General features: G+C 68.5%; 14 protein-coding genes. 6 read left to right on the top strand and 8 right to left on the bottom strand.

The genetic code is table 11. The annotated features are described in order from the left end of the window. Positions 1-346: hypothetical protein (locus tag ON34_RS24530; RefSeq protein WP_157172414.1), on the top strand; the 346-nt coding region annotated here is incomplete at its 5' end. Here the strand turns inward: ON34_RS24530 and ON34_RS24525 are convergent. From ON34_RS24525 to ON34_RS24515, 3 genes are all read right to left on the bottom strand, one after another. Next, a complete protein-coding gene (locus tag ON34_RS24525) occupies positions 336-1,472 on the bottom strand; it encodes an NAD(P)/FAD-dependent oxidoreductase (RefSeq protein WP_040783581.1) in 1,137 nt (378 codons plus the stop codon). The genes ON34_RS24530 and ON34_RS24525 overlap by 11 nt on opposite strands. Positions 1,473-1,548: 76 nt before the next feature. Next, positions 1,549-3,279, bottom strand: a complete 1,731-nt coding sequence (locus ON34_RS24520; protein ID WP_040783451.1) for a GAF domain-containing sensor histidine kinase — start codon at positions 3,277-3,279, stop codon at positions 1,549-1,551. A 142-nt stretch (positions 3,280-3,421) separates the two neighbouring features. Then, complete coding sequence (locus ON34_RS24515) at positions 3,422-4,078, bottom strand: response regulator (RefSeq protein ID WP_040783578.1); 657 nt, start codon at positions 4,076-4,078, stop codon at positions 3,422-3,424. Between the two features lie 279 nt (positions 4,079-4,357). Between ON34_RS24515 and ON34_RS24510 the strand changes: the two genes are divergently transcribed. From ON34_RS24510 to ON34_RS24500, 3 genes are read left to right on the top strand one after another with little or no spacing between them, the layout of a single operon-like run. Continuing rightward, positions 4,358-5,383 carry an Acg family FMN-binding oxidoreductase gene (locus ON34_RS24510; RefSeq protein ID WP_306303656.1) on the top strand — a complete coding sequence of 342 codons (1,026 nt, stop codon included), beginning with the start codon at positions 4,358-4,360 and terminating at the stop codon, positions 5,381-5,383. Further along, positions 5,272-5,988 (top strand): Rv1733c family protein, encoded by a 717-nt coding sequence (locus ON34_RS33805; protein ID WP_444543833.1) that lies wholly within the window; start codon positions 5,272-5,274, stop codon positions 5,986-5,988. The genes ON34_RS24510 and ON34_RS33805 overlap by 112 nt, the downstream gene beginning before the upstream one ends. Before the next feature lie 22 nt (positions 5,989-6,010). Further along, a complete protein-coding gene (locus tag ON34_RS24500) occupies positions 6,011-7,378 on the top strand; it encodes a wax ester/triacylglycerol synthase family O-acyltransferase (protein ID WP_040783449.1) in 1,368 nt (455 codons plus the stop codon). A 19-nt stretch (positions 7,379-7,397) separates the two neighbouring features. On the opposite strand, the gene ON34_RS24495 is transcribed toward ON34_RS24500, so the two are convergent. From ON34_RS24495 to ON34_RS34960, 3 genes are all read right to left on the bottom strand, one after another. Continuing rightward, on the bottom strand, positions 7,398-8,051 hold the full coding sequence (locus tag ON34_RS24495) for a DUF2267 domain-containing protein (RefSeq protein WP_040783447.1): 654 nt from the start codon (positions 8,049-8,051) through the stop codon (positions 7,398-7,400). A gap of 11 nt (positions 8,052-8,062) precedes the next feature. Next, the gene (locus ON34_RS24490) at positions 8,063-8,287 is read right to left on the bottom strand and encodes a hypothetical protein (RefSeq protein WP_040783444.1); all 225 of its coding nucleotides are present in this window, start codon (positions 8,285-8,287) and stop codon (positions 8,063-8,065) included. 248 nt (positions 8,288-8,535) lie between these two features. Beyond that, positions 8,536-9,420: a DUF302 domain-containing protein gene (locus ON34_RS34960; RefSeq protein ID WP_169333896.1), complete on the bottom strand. Its 885-nt coding sequence runs from the start codon at positions 9,418-9,420 to the stop codon at positions 8,536-8,538. Between the two features lie 275 nt (positions 9,421-9,695). Between ON34_RS34960 and ON34_RS24480 the strand changes: the two genes are divergently transcribed. Beyond that, positions 9,696-10,178, top strand: a complete 483-nt coding sequence (locus tag ON34_RS24480; RefSeq protein ID WP_040783442.1) for an adenosine-specific kinase — start codon at positions 9,696-9,698, stop codon at positions 10,176-10,178. 30 nt (positions 10,179-10,208) lie between these two features. Here ON34_RS24480 and ON34_RS24475 read toward each other — a convergent pair whose 3' ends face one another. After that, on the bottom strand, positions 10,209-11,384 hold the full coding sequence (locus tag ON34_RS24475; RefSeq protein ID WP_306303655.1) for an Acg family FMN-binding oxidoreductase: 1,176 nt from the start codon (positions 11,382-11,384) through the stop codon (positions 10,209-10,211). Between the two features lie 104 nt (positions 11,385-11,488). Next, positions 11,489-12,352 (bottom strand): universal stress protein, encoded by an 864-nt coding sequence (locus ON34_RS24470; RefSeq protein WP_040783440.1) that lies wholly within the window; start codon positions 12,350-12,352, stop codon positions 11,489-11,491. Between the two features lie 243 nt (positions 12,353-12,595). Between ON34_RS24470 and ON34_RS24465 the strand changes: the two genes are divergently transcribed. Continuing rightward, the gene (locus ON34_RS24465; protein ID WP_040783438.1) at positions 12,596-14,308 is read left to right on the top strand and encodes a SulP family inorganic anion transporter; all 1,713 of its coding nucleotides are present in this window, start codon (positions 12,596-12,598) and stop codon (positions 14,306-14,308) included. Positions 14,309-15,222: the final 914 nt, after the last annotated feature.

Here is a 15,222-nt window from a genome sequence, read left to right as displayed (position 1 = left end):
TCTGCCGCAGATGTTCACCGAACTGCCCGAACCGTTCGCCTCCTTCGGCGCCGACCGGGTCACCAGGATCCTGGACGCGGCGGTGCACTCCGTGGCCCTGCGCAGCGCCTACCGGCCGTCGGCATACCAGGGCGATGTCGTGTACTTCACCGCCGCCCTGGACGACCCCACTGGCTGCGTCGGCGCATCGATCTGGGCTGAGGTCGTCGACGGCACGGTGTACAACCACGCCGTCTCGACCACGCATTGGCGGATGACGGTGGCATCCGGACTGGCTCAGATCGCCGATGTGCTCACCAAGGTGTGGCGAGCGGGCGAGGACGAAGACCGCGCGATCAACGGGTGAACCAGCGGCCGAGCCGGGCGGCGGCCGAGTCGGCCTTCTCTCGGGCGAGCTCCTCCGAAGGCGCGGAGAACGGCGCTACCGGCGCCGGGCCGGAGAGGAAATCGGCGTCGACTTTGCCGACCAGTCCGCCTCCGAACTCGATATGACACACGCCCCGGCCAAGATACTTCTCGGACGGCGTCGACCCGCGCACCTTCGCTGCGATGCCCGCCGCGACTGTTCGGGCCGCGTCCTCGGCGAAGACGCCCGCGCGCGGGACCGGGGCATCGGCGCAGTCACCTATGGCGTAGACGTCCGGGTACGGCGTTTCGAGGGTGCGCGGGTCGACGGCGATCCAGCCGTCCGTCCCGCCCACGGTCAGCCCCGATGCCTCCACGACGGCCGGAACGCGGTGCTTCGGGATTCCGATGAACAGGTCATAGGGGAGATCGCCGGTACCGGTCTGCGCCATGTGTCTGCTGGGATCGAGGGCGTGGACTCGGTGCCCGGGGGAGTACTCGATGTCGCGCCGGGTCAGCGCCTCGACAATGGCGGCGGAGGTGTCCGGCGACACCGGGATCGGCGAGTCCATCGGGGTGATCACGTGCATGCGGGTGCGGTCGCGCACCCCGCGCCGGGTCAGCATCTCGTGCAGCAGCATCGCACCCTCGTAAGGCGCGGGCGGGCACTTGAATGGGACGCTCAGGATCGCGAGGATCACGGCCCCGCCGTCGAAACTGTCGAGCCGGTCACGCAACCGGCACGTGCCGTCCACCGAGTAGTACTCGAAGCCGTCGTCGACGAAGCCAGGGGTCGCGGCGGGGTCGTACTCGGCGCCGAGCGCGACGACGAGAATGTCCGGGTCGTACTCGGATCGGTCGGTCACGACGTGGCGAGTCCGCGGATCGATCGCGGTGACTTCCTCTTGACGAAACTCGACACCCGGATGTGCGAGGCCGGTGTACGGAACACGAACAGCCTCCGGTGATACGCCCCGGAACAGGATCTCCAGCTTGGCGAAACCGAAGGTGAAGGAATCGTTCCGGTCGACCAGGACGACTTCGACTTCGTCGGCCAGCGAACCCGACAGGCGCGCGGCCAACTCCAAACCTCCGAACCCGGCACCGAGAATGAGCACGGTTCGCATACGACCCATTCTTCACCCGGGCACACCACATGCGCGGGCGAACGGATAGGTTGCCCGGTGATTGCTGAGCCGATGCTCAGTGCAGAGGGACCTTCCAGCACAGCCGAGTCCCGGCCGTGTTTCCCTCCGGGCCGGTGCCGGAGGCGATGGTGAACGTCCCGGCCGACTCCTCGGCGCGCCGGGCGAGGTTCGTCAGACCGCTGGGGGTGACATGCTCCGGCATTCCGCATCCGTCGTCCTCGACGAGGATGGTCAGGTCATCGGCGACCGCGATTTCGACCGAGACCGATTGGGCGCCGGAGTGCCGGACGGCGTTGCTGACCGCCTCGCGCACCACGGCTTCGGCATGGTCGGCCAGTTCGGGCTCGATCACCGACAGCGGACCGGCGATGTGGACGGAGGTGCGGATCGTACTGGCGTTGGTCTGCTGCCGGATCGCCTCCTCGATACGCTGCCGGACGCGCGCGCTGTGGCCGTTGCCGCCGTGCAGGTCGAAGATCGAGGTCCGGATCTCCTGGACGACGTCCTGCAGGTCGTTGATCGCCTCGGTGAGCCGTTCCCGCACTTCCGGCACGCGGGAGCGGGGCACGGTGCCCTGGAGGTTCAGGCCGACGGCGAACAGCCGCTGGATGACGTGGTCGTGCAGGTCCCGGGCGATGCGGTCGCGGTCGGACAGAATGTCCAGTTCACGCATGCGTCGTTGCGCGTCGGCCAGCTGCATCGCCAGCGCCGCCTGGTTGGTGAAGGCGGCGGTCAAGGAAAGGGTCTCGTCGTCGTAGGGCGCCGACTCCACCGAACGCAGCGCTATCAGCACTCCGACGGTGGAGTCGGAGGTTTGCATGGGCAGCACCAGGGCCGGCCCGGCGTTCGGGAAGATCTTGCCGAGATCGGTGCGGCGTGAGTCGTCGAGGCGCTGTGGCGCGCGCAGCCGGAACGCCTTGCCGATCGTGGTGTCCGCGAACGGCAGCTTCGCCGGGCGCTGGTCGTCCTCGGCGCCCGCGGCGTGGGTGATCAGGAGTTCGGGGATGTCGTCGGCACCGGCCTCGGGGTCGGGGACGACGGCGAGAAACGCTCGCTCCGAGCCGGTGAGCCGACGGATCGCGTCGACGAGATGTGCCAGGACCTGCTCGGATGCGGTGCCCGCGAGGAATTCCGTGGTGATGTCGCGAGTCGCTTCGATCCAGGCTTGGCGGGTGCGCGCGGACTCGTAGAGGTGCGCGTTGTCGATGGCGATACCGGCCGCCGCCGCCAACGCTCGCACGATGACCTCGTCGTCCTCGGTGAACGGCAGACCGTTGGCCTTCTCCGTCAGATACAGGTTGCCGAAGACCTGGTCGCGAATGCGGACGGGGACGCCGAGGAAGGTGCGCATCGGCGGATGGTGCCCGGGGAACCCGACCGAGGACGGATGGTCGGCGAGGTTGTCCAGGCGGATCGGTTTGGGCTGGCTGAACAGCAACCCGAGGACACCGTGGCCCTGGGGGAGGTCACCGATCCGTTTCCTGGTCGGTTCATCGATGCCTTCGTAGATGAACTGGGTGAGTTGCTCGTCGTGGCCGCGTACGCCGAGGGCGCCGTAGCGGGCGTCGACGAGTGAGGTGGCCGTGTGCACGATGGTGCGCAGCGTCCTATCGAGGTCGAGGCCGGAGGTGACCGACAGCATCGCCTCGATCAGGCCGTCCATCCGATCGCGAGCGTCGATGATCTGCTCGATGCGATCCTTGACCTCGGCCAGCAGTTCCCGGAGTCGCAGCTGCGACAGCGTGTCGCGCACCGAGTAGGTATCGGTGAGCGCGTCATCGGTCATGTCGGCTGCTCCCGGTTCCCGGTGTGCGCATGGCAGGTGGCCATAGCAAGATTATTTCACGTGCTGCTCGCGGTGAACGTTCGGCAACTCGGACGCGGGTTTGTTTGCCGGGCGGCGGACGGCTTGGTGGACGCGGCGAAGATCAGAACTCGGCGGTGGATCCGGCCGACCGCGAGCGGAGTTTCGACGCGTAGACCGCCGCCTGGGTGCGGCGCTCCAGGCCGAGCTTGGCCAGCAGCCGGGAGACGTAGTTCTTGACCGTCTTCTCCGCCAGGAACATGCGCTGGGCGATCTGCCGGTTGGTCAGGCCCTCACCCAGGAGGTCGAGCAGTTTGCGCTCCTGCTCGGTGAGCCCGGCCAAGGGGCCGTCTTGCTGGGTGTTCGCGCGCAGCCGTTGCATCAGGGCGGCGGCGGCGCGGTTGTCGAGCAGGGAGCGTCCTGCTCCGACTTCCTTGATGGCCTTCGCCAGCTCCATTCCTTTGATGTCCTTGACCACATAGCCGCTGGCGCCCGCGAGGATGGCGTCGAGCATGGCTTGTTCGTCGGTGAACGAGGTGAGGATCAGGCACCGCAGATCGTCGAGTTTCGACAGCAGGTCGCGGCAGAGTTCGATGCCGTTGCCGTCGGGCAGGCGCACATCGAGGACGGCGACGTCCGGCCGCAGCGCCGGGATGCGGGCCAGCGCCTGCGCGACGTCGCCCGCCTCGCCGACGACGGTCAGCTCCGGGTCCGCCGAGAGCAGATCGACCAGGCCGCGGCGGACAATTTCGTGATCGTCGACCAGAAACACCGTGATCATGGTGGTGTCCAATCCGGGAAGAAGTGGTGGGGTCGAGACTACGCAGCGCGGTGGCCCTCCGGGTAAGGACCAAAGTCCCTTCCGGGTGACCCGCTCGTCACATGAGGACCGGCGGCCTCGGCATTCCGGAGCGTCGCCGGGACGGTCGGCAGTCCACGGGGGCCGTTACGTGGCCGGAGGGCCTCGCATTCGGTGACCTTCGACTGCTATCTGCGCCGCCGCATCGCGCGATGCTGAAGGAAGGACCGAGCCGGTGCAGTCAGCTGGGAGGTGCATATCGTGGCCGAGCTCAACGCGCCCGCGATGCCGCGTGCGCATCCCGACCGCGACACGCTGCGCTCCGTCCTGGCTTCGGCGGTGCGGGCGCCGTCGGTGCACAACACCCAACCGTGGTTGTGGCGAACCGATGACAGCACCGTGCACCTGTATGCCGACGAGAGCCGCTGGCTGCCGCACACCGACCCGGAAGGTCGCGATCTGCTGCTGAGTTGCGGGGCTGCGCTGCATCATCTGCGAGTCGCGGCGCGCGGACTCGGGTGGGAGACGGTGATCCACCGGCTGCCGGATCCGGCCGAGCCGCGGCACTTGGCTGTCGTCGAATTCCGTGCCGCCACCGCAACCGCCACTCCCGAAGCGATTCGGATGGCAGCAGCCATTCACCGGCGGCACACCGATCGCCGGCGTTACGCCGCCCGGTCGGTGCCCGTCGCCTATGTCGAGGCCGTCGCCGCCGGTGCCGGGAACGGAGTGCACGCGCGCTGCATCGATGCCGGACCCGCTCGAACCCAGTTGCTGCGGGCGTTCGAGCAGGCGGCCTGGGAACATACCCGCGATTTCTCCTACGGCCTGGAACTCGCCCAGTGGAGCGGCAGGCAGGGCGCACCCGGGCGACACGCGGTGCTGCTGGCGGCCGATGCGGCCGTGCGGCCGTTCTCGAATCCGGGGCTGCCGCAGACGGTTATCGGCGATGTCGACGCCGCCGACCGGCTGATCCTGCTCAGCACGCCCGGAGATGATCGATTGTCGCGATTGCGGGCAGGCGAGGCCGCCAGCGCGGTGCTGCTGACCGCCACGACACTCGGTCTGGCGACGTGCCCGTTGACGGAACCGCTGGAGTTGACCGACACCAGAAACCGGATCCGCACGAATGTTCTCGGCGACAGCGGTTACCCGCACATCGTCGTCCGGATCGGATGGGCGGAAGAGGGTGCGGGCCCCGTGCCCGCCACTGCGCGCCGCCCACTCGACGAAGTGCTGCATCCGCTGGACGCGGCCGTCCCCGACGCGGGTGCTCGAAAGGGGTGATCGGGGTGTCGGAGTATCCGTCGGCCGTGGTTCGGCTATGGCGATCGCGGCCATGGAGCGCCAATCCGCTGATGCGCGCCTCGGACCGATGGGAGGCGGTGCTGCGACTGCTGGCCGCGGCGGTGGTCCTGCTCGCGGTTCCGGTAGCCGGCGCGGTGGGCACGGCGGGTTACACGGCCGCGGTCGAGCGGATCCGTACCGAGAACGCGGAGAAAGTCGCGGTGACGGCCACCGTCGCGGGAGAACCGGTGCGGCGGGTGACGGCGGCCCGATACGAGGGCATCCAAGAACAGCGGGAAGCACCCGTGCACTGGACCCGCGGCGGCCGCGAACACAGCGCGACCGTGGAGGTTCCCGGTACGACCGAACTCGGCAGCCGTGTCACGGTGTGGCTCGGCCCGGACGACACGGTCACCGCGCCGCCGCGGCCGTCCTCCGACGCGGCCTGGACCGGAGTATTGACCGGGGTGGCGGCACTGCTCGGAATATGTTGTGCCACAATAACTTTGGTGCTCACTACCAGCTGGGTACTGGGCCGGATCCGCAGTGCGGCCTGGGAATCCGAGTGGCGGCGTCTGAGCAGGCCGATCGGCACGGACACGTAGCGACGCATCCGGAGCATGCACCATGACAGAACTACGACCCCTCGATTCGGGTTTCATCGAACTGGAGGACGCCGACCGTCATATCAGTCTCGGGATCGGCGCGGTGGCGATCATTTCCGGAGCGCCGCCGAGTAGGGACGAGCTGATCGGCGTGCTCGCCAGGGGTGTGGAACAGAATGTCCGCCTCCGGCAGAAGGTGCGCCGGGCGCCGCTCGACCTGGCCACGCCGGTGTGGGAGGACGACCCGAGTTTCGATCTCGCCCGCCACATCAGATGGGCGGCGCTGCCCGCACCCGGCGACGAGTCGGAGCTGTGCGAACTCGTCGCGACCGAACTGGAGGAGCGGCTCGACCGCGATCATCCGCTGTGGCAGTGCGTCGTGGTCGAAAACCTCTCCGGAGACCGGTGGGCGCTGATCGTCAAAGCGCATCACAGCCTGGTCGACGGCGTATCTGGGATCTCTGTCTTCGAGAACCTCTGCGATCCGGTGGCACCGGAGACCACCGAGGCCGCACCCGCATCACGGGTCCGTACCGCGATGGAGTGGCTGGGTTTGGCTCGCCAGGGAATGCGACTGCCGGTCATCATGCCGCGATACGTGATCGGCCTGCTACGGAGCCTGGCCCCCTTGGCTGTCGCCGTGGTCTCGCCGACCGCTCAGTGCTCCCTCAACGGCCCCATCGGACGGCAGCGCCGCTACGTTGTGGCCCGGGCCGCGCTGCCGGAGGTCCGTGCGATCGGAAGGGCGTTCGGCGCGACCGTCAACGATGTCGTCCTGGCCGCTGTCGCCGCCGCGTACCGTGACCTTTTGCTCAGCCGGAACGAGCGACCGACCCCCGACAAGTTGCGCATTCTCGTTCCGATGTCGATGCGGTCCGCGGAGGGGAAATACACGCTCGACAACCGTGTTTCGGCGATGCTGCCGTTCCTGCCGATCAATGTGGCAGATCCGGTCGAACGCCTGGACGTCATTCGCGCGCGGATGGCGAAGCACAAGTCGAGAGGTGAGGCCAGCGCGGAGAGCTCGATGCTTGAGTTGGCGGGACGGTTGCCCTTCGCGCCCATGGCGTGGGGGATTCGGCTGATGGCGCGCTTTCCCCAGCGAAGCGTCGGCGCGCTCGCGACCAACGTCCCCGGCCCGCGCCACGAACTCACCCTCGGCGGGCAGAAGGTCCTGGAGTTGCTACCGGCCGTGCCGATCGCCATGCGGGTGCGCACCGGTATCGCGATCCTCAGTTACGCGGACCACCTGACGTTCGGCATCACCGGAGACTACGACACCGCACCGGATATCGCCGTGATCGCCGACGGGATCGGGCGCGAGATCCAGCGGCTACGGGAACACGCCGAGGTGCGGCGGCGGTCCCGGCCGGAGGCGGCCAGGGAGTGAACCGACCGCACCTCGGATCTCAGCGGGAGGATGCGGCGGAGCCGGTCAGCCCTTCGGCGAGCAGAATCCGGTGCGCCTGCTGAGCCGCGGAAACCCGCGCGGCGTTGTGCGCCTCGCCGCCCAGCGGTTCCTCGAGGCCGCGAACCAGCGCCGCCACGGCGTCGGACAGCGCCCGCAGCCGGTTGTCGAATTCGTCGATGCGGGATGGTTCCGGTTGTGTGACAGCGGCCGTCGTCAACGTGCTGGCCAGATCGGAACCACGCAGGATGGACCGCAGATTCTCCGGCAGCAGCGCGAAGACGTGGTCGAGTTGCCCGGGGGAGAACAGATCGCTGAGCGAGTCGGTGACCGCGCCGGCGAGCGCGACCGCCTCGTCGCGCGAAACGCCTGCCTCCGCGGCGAACTGGCTGAGGAACGATTCCACATCGTGCCGGACGGGGACGTGAGCGGGAACCCAGCCCTCATAGAAGATCCCGCGCAACAGTTCCGGCAGCTGTGCGCTCAGGTGCGCGGCCGCGCTGACGCCGATGCGGTCACGCACCGAGTGCAGCCAGGCGCGCAGTGCGCGGTGCGCGAAGGGTCGGTCCTCGGTGCCGAGTCCGTCGGCGACAGCGCGCAGCCACTCGTGTGCGGTGTGGACCGCGGGGGCGAGGGGATCACGGTGATAGCTCATGGGTTCGCCTTTCACGGATGAGTCGAGGTGGAGTGTGCGGTCGGCAGCCGGTGACTCTGGGCGATGGCTTCCGTCCAGCCGCCGAGCGCCGGACCGAGCCCGATGCCGAACAACCGGACATCACGGCCAGTGAGTTCGTCGCGGTGGGCGCGCACGGAGTCGACGGCGGCGAGTAGGAGATCCATGGCGTGTACGGCACTACCCGGCACCAGGGTGTCGAAACGGAAGACATCCATACCGAAGAGCTTGCTCGCGTGCGTTCGGTCGGGTCAGAGGCCTCGTGCCCGTGCCGGTGGGACCATCGTCACCGCTGGTCACGCCACGAGACTCGGCGTGAGCACCAGGGTCCGGCCGCTGCCCGGCGACTCTCCGAGTTCCGGCGCGTCCGGCCGCCCTGATCGGCAACGGAGGCCGCGTGGATCGCGCGACAGGAGACCGATCGGTCCGGTAGGGGCGATGCGGCCGGGTTCGGCGGCAGGGCCGGTCATGCCGATGCAGGCGCCGAATCGCGGAGGCTCTCCAGCGCGGCGGTGAGCAAGCGACGCGCGTCCACCGCGACCGGACGCAACGCGGGCTGGGTGGTCACGCGCACCAGCAGATCGGGATCGGTGGCTTCGACCAGCGTGCCGGTGTCGACGGAACGCACCACCACCGTGCAGGACAGCAGCGGCGCGGCCTGACGGTCGGCCATCAGCGCGCGATAGGTGAGCCGGGGATCGCACACACCGAGGAGCAGGTAGTTCTCGATCTGTTCGCCGATCTGCTCGCGCAGTGTGGTCTGGACGTCGACCTCCGCGATCACGCTGAGCCCCTGATGGCGCAGTGCGTCTCGGGTCCGGCGCACGGCGGCGTCGAATGGCGCGTCGAGATGCATCGCGATGGCCGGGGCGGGAGCCACCGGCAAACGGATCTCCGTGAGCAGTCGCCGTGGATCGGTCACCTCGTCGGGACCGATCAGGTACGCCTCGGTCGGCGGTCCGGTCGTCCGATAGCCGGAGTTGTCCAGCCATTCTCGCAACGCCGTATACGCGGCGCCGAGTTCACGGTAGCTGCCGCGGTGGCAGGTGCGCGCGACGAGTGTTCCCGGCACCACCACCACTTCCGCGCCGGAACTCGGGCCGAGCTTGGGCGCTGGTTCCACCGGTACGCCGAAATCCACCGCGATCGCCTCGTCGGCGGGCAGCTCTTGGTGAAAGGTGATCGTCGGCGCGCCGCTGGCGGTCAATCCTGCCCGCTGGGCGATCTGGGTCAGTTCCCGCATTCCCTCGACGATGTCCTCGCCGAGCAGATTCGGGTTCGGACGAATCTCCCGTGGCACCCGCAGCACCGTCTCGGGAGCCGACTCCACCAGGGCCACCCGGTACTCCATCGAATCCTCCTCGGTCTCGTGTGATGAGCGTGCGCCGCGCCGGTTGCCACTGCACAGGGGCGAAGGTCCCGCGATGGTGGGCATTACCGCCGTCCAGGCGTGCTGACGAAGCCCCGCGACACGGCTTCGGCCTCGGTGTCGGTCGCCCGGCAGCACCCGCTCGGCGGTCGTGCCGGGCGTAAGCGGCCGTCGAGCGAGTGCCAGAGCCGAAGATCCCGTGCGGCCGGGACCAATTGCCCTCACGGACGCGACGCGCGCAGTCGCACGATGTTCGGATGGAGTTGACTGCGGTACGTATCGACAAACCGGACGATCTCAACGTGATCATCGGGCAGTCCCACTTCATCAAAACCGTGGAAGACCTGCACGAGGCACTGGTGGGGATCGGTCCGCATCTGCGCTTCGGGCTGGCGTTCTGCGAGGCATCCGGGCCGCGGCTGGTCCGTCGCTCCGGCAACGACGACGATCTGGTCGAGCTCGCCACGAAGAACGCTGTCGCGGTCGGCGCGGGGCACTCGTTCATCGTGTTCCTGCGCGAGGGATACCCGGTCAATGTGCTCAATGCGGTGCGCCACGTTCCCGAGGTGTGCGGCATCTTCTGCGCCACGGCCAATTCGGTCGACGTGCTGATCGCGGAGACGGAGCTGGGCCGGGGGATCGTCGGCGTGATCGACGGCGCCGCCCCGGTGGGGGTGGAAAGCGGAGACGACGAGCAAGACCGCAGGCAGCTACTCCGCCGGATCGGCTACAAGCTGTAGAGACAGCCGGGTACCGACCGCGCAGTCGCCTCAGTGGTGGTGGACGACGGTGAGAATGTCCGTGAGCGGTCGGCGAGGAGTGGGCGGGATCATCTCGCTGTCCTCGGGCGCGGTCCCCACGCGGATCACCACTTGCGGCGTGGCCGGGCGGGGGATCAGGCCGGTGAGCAGTTTCCGGCCGGTCGGGAGTTCGGTGATATTGGTAAGCGCGCAGGTCGCCAGCCCGGCCGCGGTGCATTCCAGCAGCACCGCCGACAATGCTTCGCCGGTGCGCAACCAGTGCGTCACCGAGTCGCCGTCGGTGCTGAGCACCACCAGCCGCGCTCGGTCTTCGAGCTGGGCGCGGCGCATCGAGTGCGGGGCGGAGGGGAAGACGCGTCCGACACCGACCCGCGCGAACTCCGCGTCCGACACCAGCGCGGACGGCGGCACCCCTTCGGGCGTGTCCGGATGTCCTGCCCACCATTCCAATTCGGTCTGATACAGCAGATCGTTGCCGCGTAGGGCGCCGGCCTCGGCGGATGCGGCGGCCAGGCGTGGTCGGGCGCTTTCGTCGAGCACGTGGAGTTCGACCTCGTGCGGTGAGCTGAGCATGCGCATCCGGGGCAGGATGTCGGTGAACCGCTCCGGTTCCTCGAAGGGCAGCCGGTCGGTGCGCCGCCGGTCGATGGCGAGCGCGCGAGAGTGGACCGCCTCGGGTGGATCCGGCCACGGCCGGAACTCGATCGTCGCGAGTTGATCGGGCCGCTGCGGGTTGGGGATGCGGACGGTGTCGGTGTGCCAGCCCCGGTGGGCGAAGACGGTGCGAACGTGGTGCAGCATGGCGCCGCAGCTGATCACCAACTGGCGGCCGAGCGGGTCGGTCGAGGTCAGCAGCCGGTCGGCGTCGGTGTGCAGATGCAGGATGGTGCCGTCCAGGATCCAGCGCCACGGCTGGGTGTTGTGTACCGACGGCGCACGGGCGGCCAGGCGCAGCGCCGCCAGTATCGTCGGGTGATCGGGTACCGAGTCGGCAGGCACGTCGTCGTGGGTGGTCATATTTCGAGTGTTGTCCCTGAGCGGGAGGGGTCGATACGGGCCTTCCGCCTCCGGGGCGAGGCCGTTGGTCACCTCGGGTGGCCGATGTTCCCGGCAGAGTCGCTCGGCGCGGTTCTCGATGCCGCGCAACGTCTTCCGTTCGATCACCAGGCTGTCCGGTTCCACCATGAACGGGTGAACAGGCGGTTGAGCGCGGGACGCCCCATCAGGGTATCGGCGCCCGGGGACACAGTCCGGCTGCCGCTGAACTCGGCAGCCGGACCAGGGTGCGATCAGCTCGCCGGCCTGGCGATGATCACCGGCACTTTCGCCCCGTGCAGCACAGCCTGGCTGACCGAACCGAGGGTCATCCCGGCGAAACCGCCACGCCCGTGACTGCCGACCACGATGAGTTGCGCATTGTCGCCCTCGTCGAGCAGGCGCTTAGCGGCACGATCTTCGACGACGACGCGCCGCACCCGCACTTCCGGATACCGTTCGCCGTACCCGGCCAGGCTCTCGGAGAGCAATTCCCGGGCCTCTTCGCGCATTTCGGCGCGCGAGATGTACCGGAAGAACTCCGACCAGGTGTGCACCGCGACCAGCTCGGCGCCGCGGTGCGCGGCCTCGTCGAAGGCGATTTCTATGGCGTCGACGCTGCACGGCGAGCCGTCGACGCCCACGACCACCGGCCCGTCGAAGCCATCGGCCTGTTCCGGGACAACCGCGACCGGGCATCCGGCGTGCCGGGCCAGCGCCGTGCTGACCGAACCCAGAATGCGGCGGCTGAAGACGCCGAGCCCGTGGGTCCCGACGACGAGCAGGCGCGCGCTCTTGGATCGATCGCGCAGCACCGGAATCGGTGGCGCCTCCACCAAGTCGACAGTGATGTCCAGCTCGCCGATCGGGGCCGTGGTCGCCATGGCGGATTGCCGGGCGGCGTCGAGCGCGTCCCGTCCCGCCTGCCGGTAGCTGTCGTAGTCGAACTGGGCGACGCCGAGGCCGGGGCCGAAGTCGATCGGGGCGCCGATCGCGTAGACGATGTGCAACGGCGCGCGCCGGCTGACCGCATAGGTAGCGGCCCAGCTCACGGCGGCGAGTGCGGCCGCCGAGCCGTCGACGCCGACGAGGATGGGCGGATTGTTGCTGGCGGACATGTGTTCTCGCTTTCTGTCAGTCCTCGCGGGCGACATGAGCCCGTACGCGACGGCTTCCGCGATGGCGGCGGTGTTGCGCTGTGCAACCGGAGGAATTACGACGCTACGGCGGCGCTAGGCGAGCGGCACAGGGCCCAACCGACGCTCCCCGTGGGACCTTCGCCCCGTTGCCGGGATGGCCCAGGGCCGGACCGAGTCCGGGTTCGGCCGCCTTCGCGGCGGCCGGTAGGCGATGCTGGAACGGTGCTGGCACGTTCACTCCCCGGGATCCGGCAATTCCAGAGCTATCAGCGGGCATGGCTGCGGCCGGACCTGCTCGCCGGTGTCACCGTGGCCGCGTACCTCGTCCCGCAGGTCATGGCCTACGCGACCGTCGCCGGACTGCCGCCGGTGACGGGGTTGTGGGCGGCGTTGGGCCCGCTGGCGGTCTACACCCTGCTGGCGACATCGCGACAGCTCTCGGTCGGACCGGAGTCGACCACCGCGCTGCTCACCGCCGTCGCGCTGGCTCCGCTCGCGGCGGGCGATCCCGATCGGTACGCCGCCCTGGCCGCGGTGCTCGCGCTACTGGTCGGCGCGCTGTGCCTGGCCGGTGCGGCCGCCCGGTTGGGTGTACTGGCGGATCTGCTGTCGAAACCGGTGCTGGTCGGGTACCTGGCGGGCACTGCCGGGATCATGATCGTGAGCCAGCTCGAGTCGGTGACCGGGGTGCCGGTCGAGGGGGAATCGATCTTCGCGAAACTGCGGTCCTTCCTCGAGAACCTGGGGCAATGGCATGGGCCGACCGTCTGGCTCGCGACGGCGGTGCTGACGGGGCTCCTGGTGCTGGCTCGGCGTGCTCCGCGGATACCTGGCCCACTGATCGCGGTATTGCTGGCAACCGCGGCGGTGGCGGTCTTCTCGTTGGATCGCTTCGGTATTCGGGTGGTCGGCGCGATTCCCGCCGGGATTCCGGCGCCGGGCCTGCGCTCGGTCGCCCTGAACGACGTCGCGGCGCTCATCCTTCCCGCGGTCGGCATCGCGATGGTGGGCTTCTCCGACAACGTATTGACCGCCCGGGCGTTCGCGGCTCGCCACGGATACGGGGTGGAAGCGAAAACCGAACTGGCGGCCCTCGGCGCGACCAACCTGGCGGCCGGGCTGCTGCACGGATTCCCCGTGAGCTGTTCAGCCAGCCGGACCACGATCGCCGACGCCATGGGCGCGCGCACCCAGCTGTACTCCCTGGTCACTCTCGGAGGTGTGCTCGCGGTGCTGCTCGGAGCCCGTGGCGTCCTCGCGGCCTTCCCGACCGCGGCGCTGGGAGCGCTGGTCATCTACGCGGCGCTGCGGCTGGTCAACCTGCCGGAATTCCGGCGTATCGCCCGATTCCGGCGTAGCGAGCTGGTGCTGGCGCTCGGTACAGTCGTCGCGGTGCTGGGCCTCGGCGTGCTCTACGGTGTACTCGTCGCTATCGCGCTGTCGATCTTCGATCTGCTGCGCAGAATCGCTCGCGCGCACGACGCGATACTCGGCTTCGTCCCCGGGCTCGCCGGAATGCATGACGTCGACGACTATCCCAGCGCGAAACCAGTTCCCGGACTGCTGATCTACCGCTACGATGCGCCGCTGTGCTTCGCCAACGCCGAGGATTTTCGTCGCAGGGCGCTGGCGGCGGTGGACTCCTGGGCCGAACGCGGAGACGCTCCCGTGTCGTGGTTCGTGCTCAACACCGAGGCGAACGTGGAGGTCGACCTGACCGCGCTGGACGCGGTCGAACAACTCCGAGACGAACTGTCCGAACGCGGGATCGTCTTCGCAATGGCGCGCGTCAAACAGGATCTCCGCGACAACCTGGACGCTTCTGGGTTGACGGCGAAGATCGGCGAGGCGTACCTGTACCCGACGCTGCCGACCGCGGTCGCGGCCTACCGCGCGGACCGAGATGCGGGGTCCGACAGCCCATCCGCTGAATGAGCTTCGTCTCCGCCGCTCGCTGGGAGGCGCGATGCTCGAAGCCGCCGGAACTCATGGTCGAGGCGGATCGGCCTGGCGCCGCGCTCGGGTCGAGGGGCAACGCGCTGCCGCACCCGGCGGAGGCGCATATGCGGGGGGTCGTTCGCGATGACCACCGAACCCGCTTATCGACCGGCGGCGACGCTCGACTCCGCCGATACACCTGGGCGATTTCGCCGAATATTGTCCGGAGAATTCTTTCCGCATGTATCGGACACGGTCGGCGCACTCCTGATCGAGATCCGAGATCCCTTGCCGGAATTACTCATTGCACCACCGCTCACGCTGTCCGGCTGGCATGCGGTCATTTCCGCAGCCAGGGCGCGCCGGCGTTGGCCGTTGAACGGCTGGCTCACCGACCGTCCGGGGCCACCCCGATCCCGGCCTCGACGGGCGTCTGACTGTCCAGTGGACGGCGATCTCGCCTAGCGCGGCATCACACGCCCCACCGCCTGACACCGACGGAGGTCGCTGATATTGGCGATCGCTCACACTGTAAACGCAATTCGATAAACCAGGCAGGCCATTATCGAAAGCTATCGCCCAGCATTACGGGGTTCCCGCATATGCCCGGTGCCACGTTGGAGAATGGATCCGACAGCAGGGAGTGGATCGGATATCGACGAGAAAGAACTCCCTCCGAACCGCGCGAATCATTTTCAGTTGCCAGCATATTGCCATAGTCGGCACTATGCACGCATTTCGAAGTAGTGGCGTGTCGGAGTGAAGAACGGTGGAGTGCAGACCGACCGGTACCGATCGCCCGAGGCCAAGGCCGCCCATCCGGGGTCGGTTTCGATCCGAACGTAGGATGTACCATTCCGGATCACCGGGTTGACCACGGTAGATCCGCTTGTATCACAGACGGTGTCGCG

Source organism: Nocardia pneumoniae NBRC 100136 (genome assembly GCF_000308755.1).
GTDB lineage: Bacteria > Actinomycetota > Actinomycetes > Mycobacteriales > Mycobacteriaceae > Nocardia > Nocardia pneumoniae.
This window is presented reverse-complemented; position numbering and strand designations above follow the sequence as displayed.

What these genes read in the sequence shown, in the direction of transcription:
- ON34_RS24525 (WP_040783581.1), bottom strand. Translation starts at nt 1,472, where the DNA reads ATGCGAACCGTGCTCATTCTCGGTGCCGGGTTCGGAGGTTTGGAGTTG.
- ON34_RS24520 (WP_040783451.1), bottom strand. Translation starts at nt 3,279, where the DNA reads ATGACCGATGACGCGCTCACCGATACCTACTCGGTGCGCGACACGCTG.
- ON34_RS24515 (WP_040783578.1), bottom strand. Translation starts at nt 4,078, where the DNA reads ATGATCACGGTGTTTCTGGTCGACGATCACGAAATTGTCCGCCGCGGC.
- ON34_RS33805 (WP_444543833.1), top strand. Translation starts at nt 5,272, where the DNA reads ATGGGCGGAAGAGGGTGCGGGCCCCGTGCCCGCCACTGCGCGCCGCCC.
- ON34_RS24500 (WP_040783449.1), top strand. Translation starts at nt 6,011, where the DNA reads ATGACAGAACTACGACCCCTCGATTCGGGTTTCATCGAACTGGAGGAC.
- ON34_RS24495 (WP_040783447.1), bottom strand. Translation starts at nt 8,051, where the DNA reads ATGAGCTATCACCGTGATCCCCTCGCCCCCGCGGTCCACACCGCACAC.
- ON34_RS24490 (WP_040783444.1), bottom strand. Translation starts at nt 8,287, where the DNA reads ATGGATGTCTTCCGTTTCGACACCCTGGTGCCGGGTAGTGCCGTACAC.
- ON34_RS34960 (WP_169333896.1), bottom strand. Translation starts at nt 9,420, where the DNA reads ATGGAGTACCGGGTGGCCCTGGTGGAGTCGGCTCCCGAGACGGTGCTG.
- ON34_RS24480 (WP_040783442.1), top strand. Translation starts at nt 9,696, where the DNA reads ATGGAGTTGACTGCGGTACGTATCGACAAACCGGACGATCTCAACGTG.
- ON34_RS24475 (WP_306303655.1), bottom strand. Translation starts at nt 11,384, where the DNA reads ATGGTGGAACCGGACAGCCTGGTGATCGAACGGAAGACGTTGCGCGGC.
- ON34_RS24470 (WP_040783440.1), bottom strand. Translation starts at nt 12,352, where the DNA reads ATGTCCGCCAGCAACAATCCGCCCATCCTCGTCGGCGTCGACGGCTCG.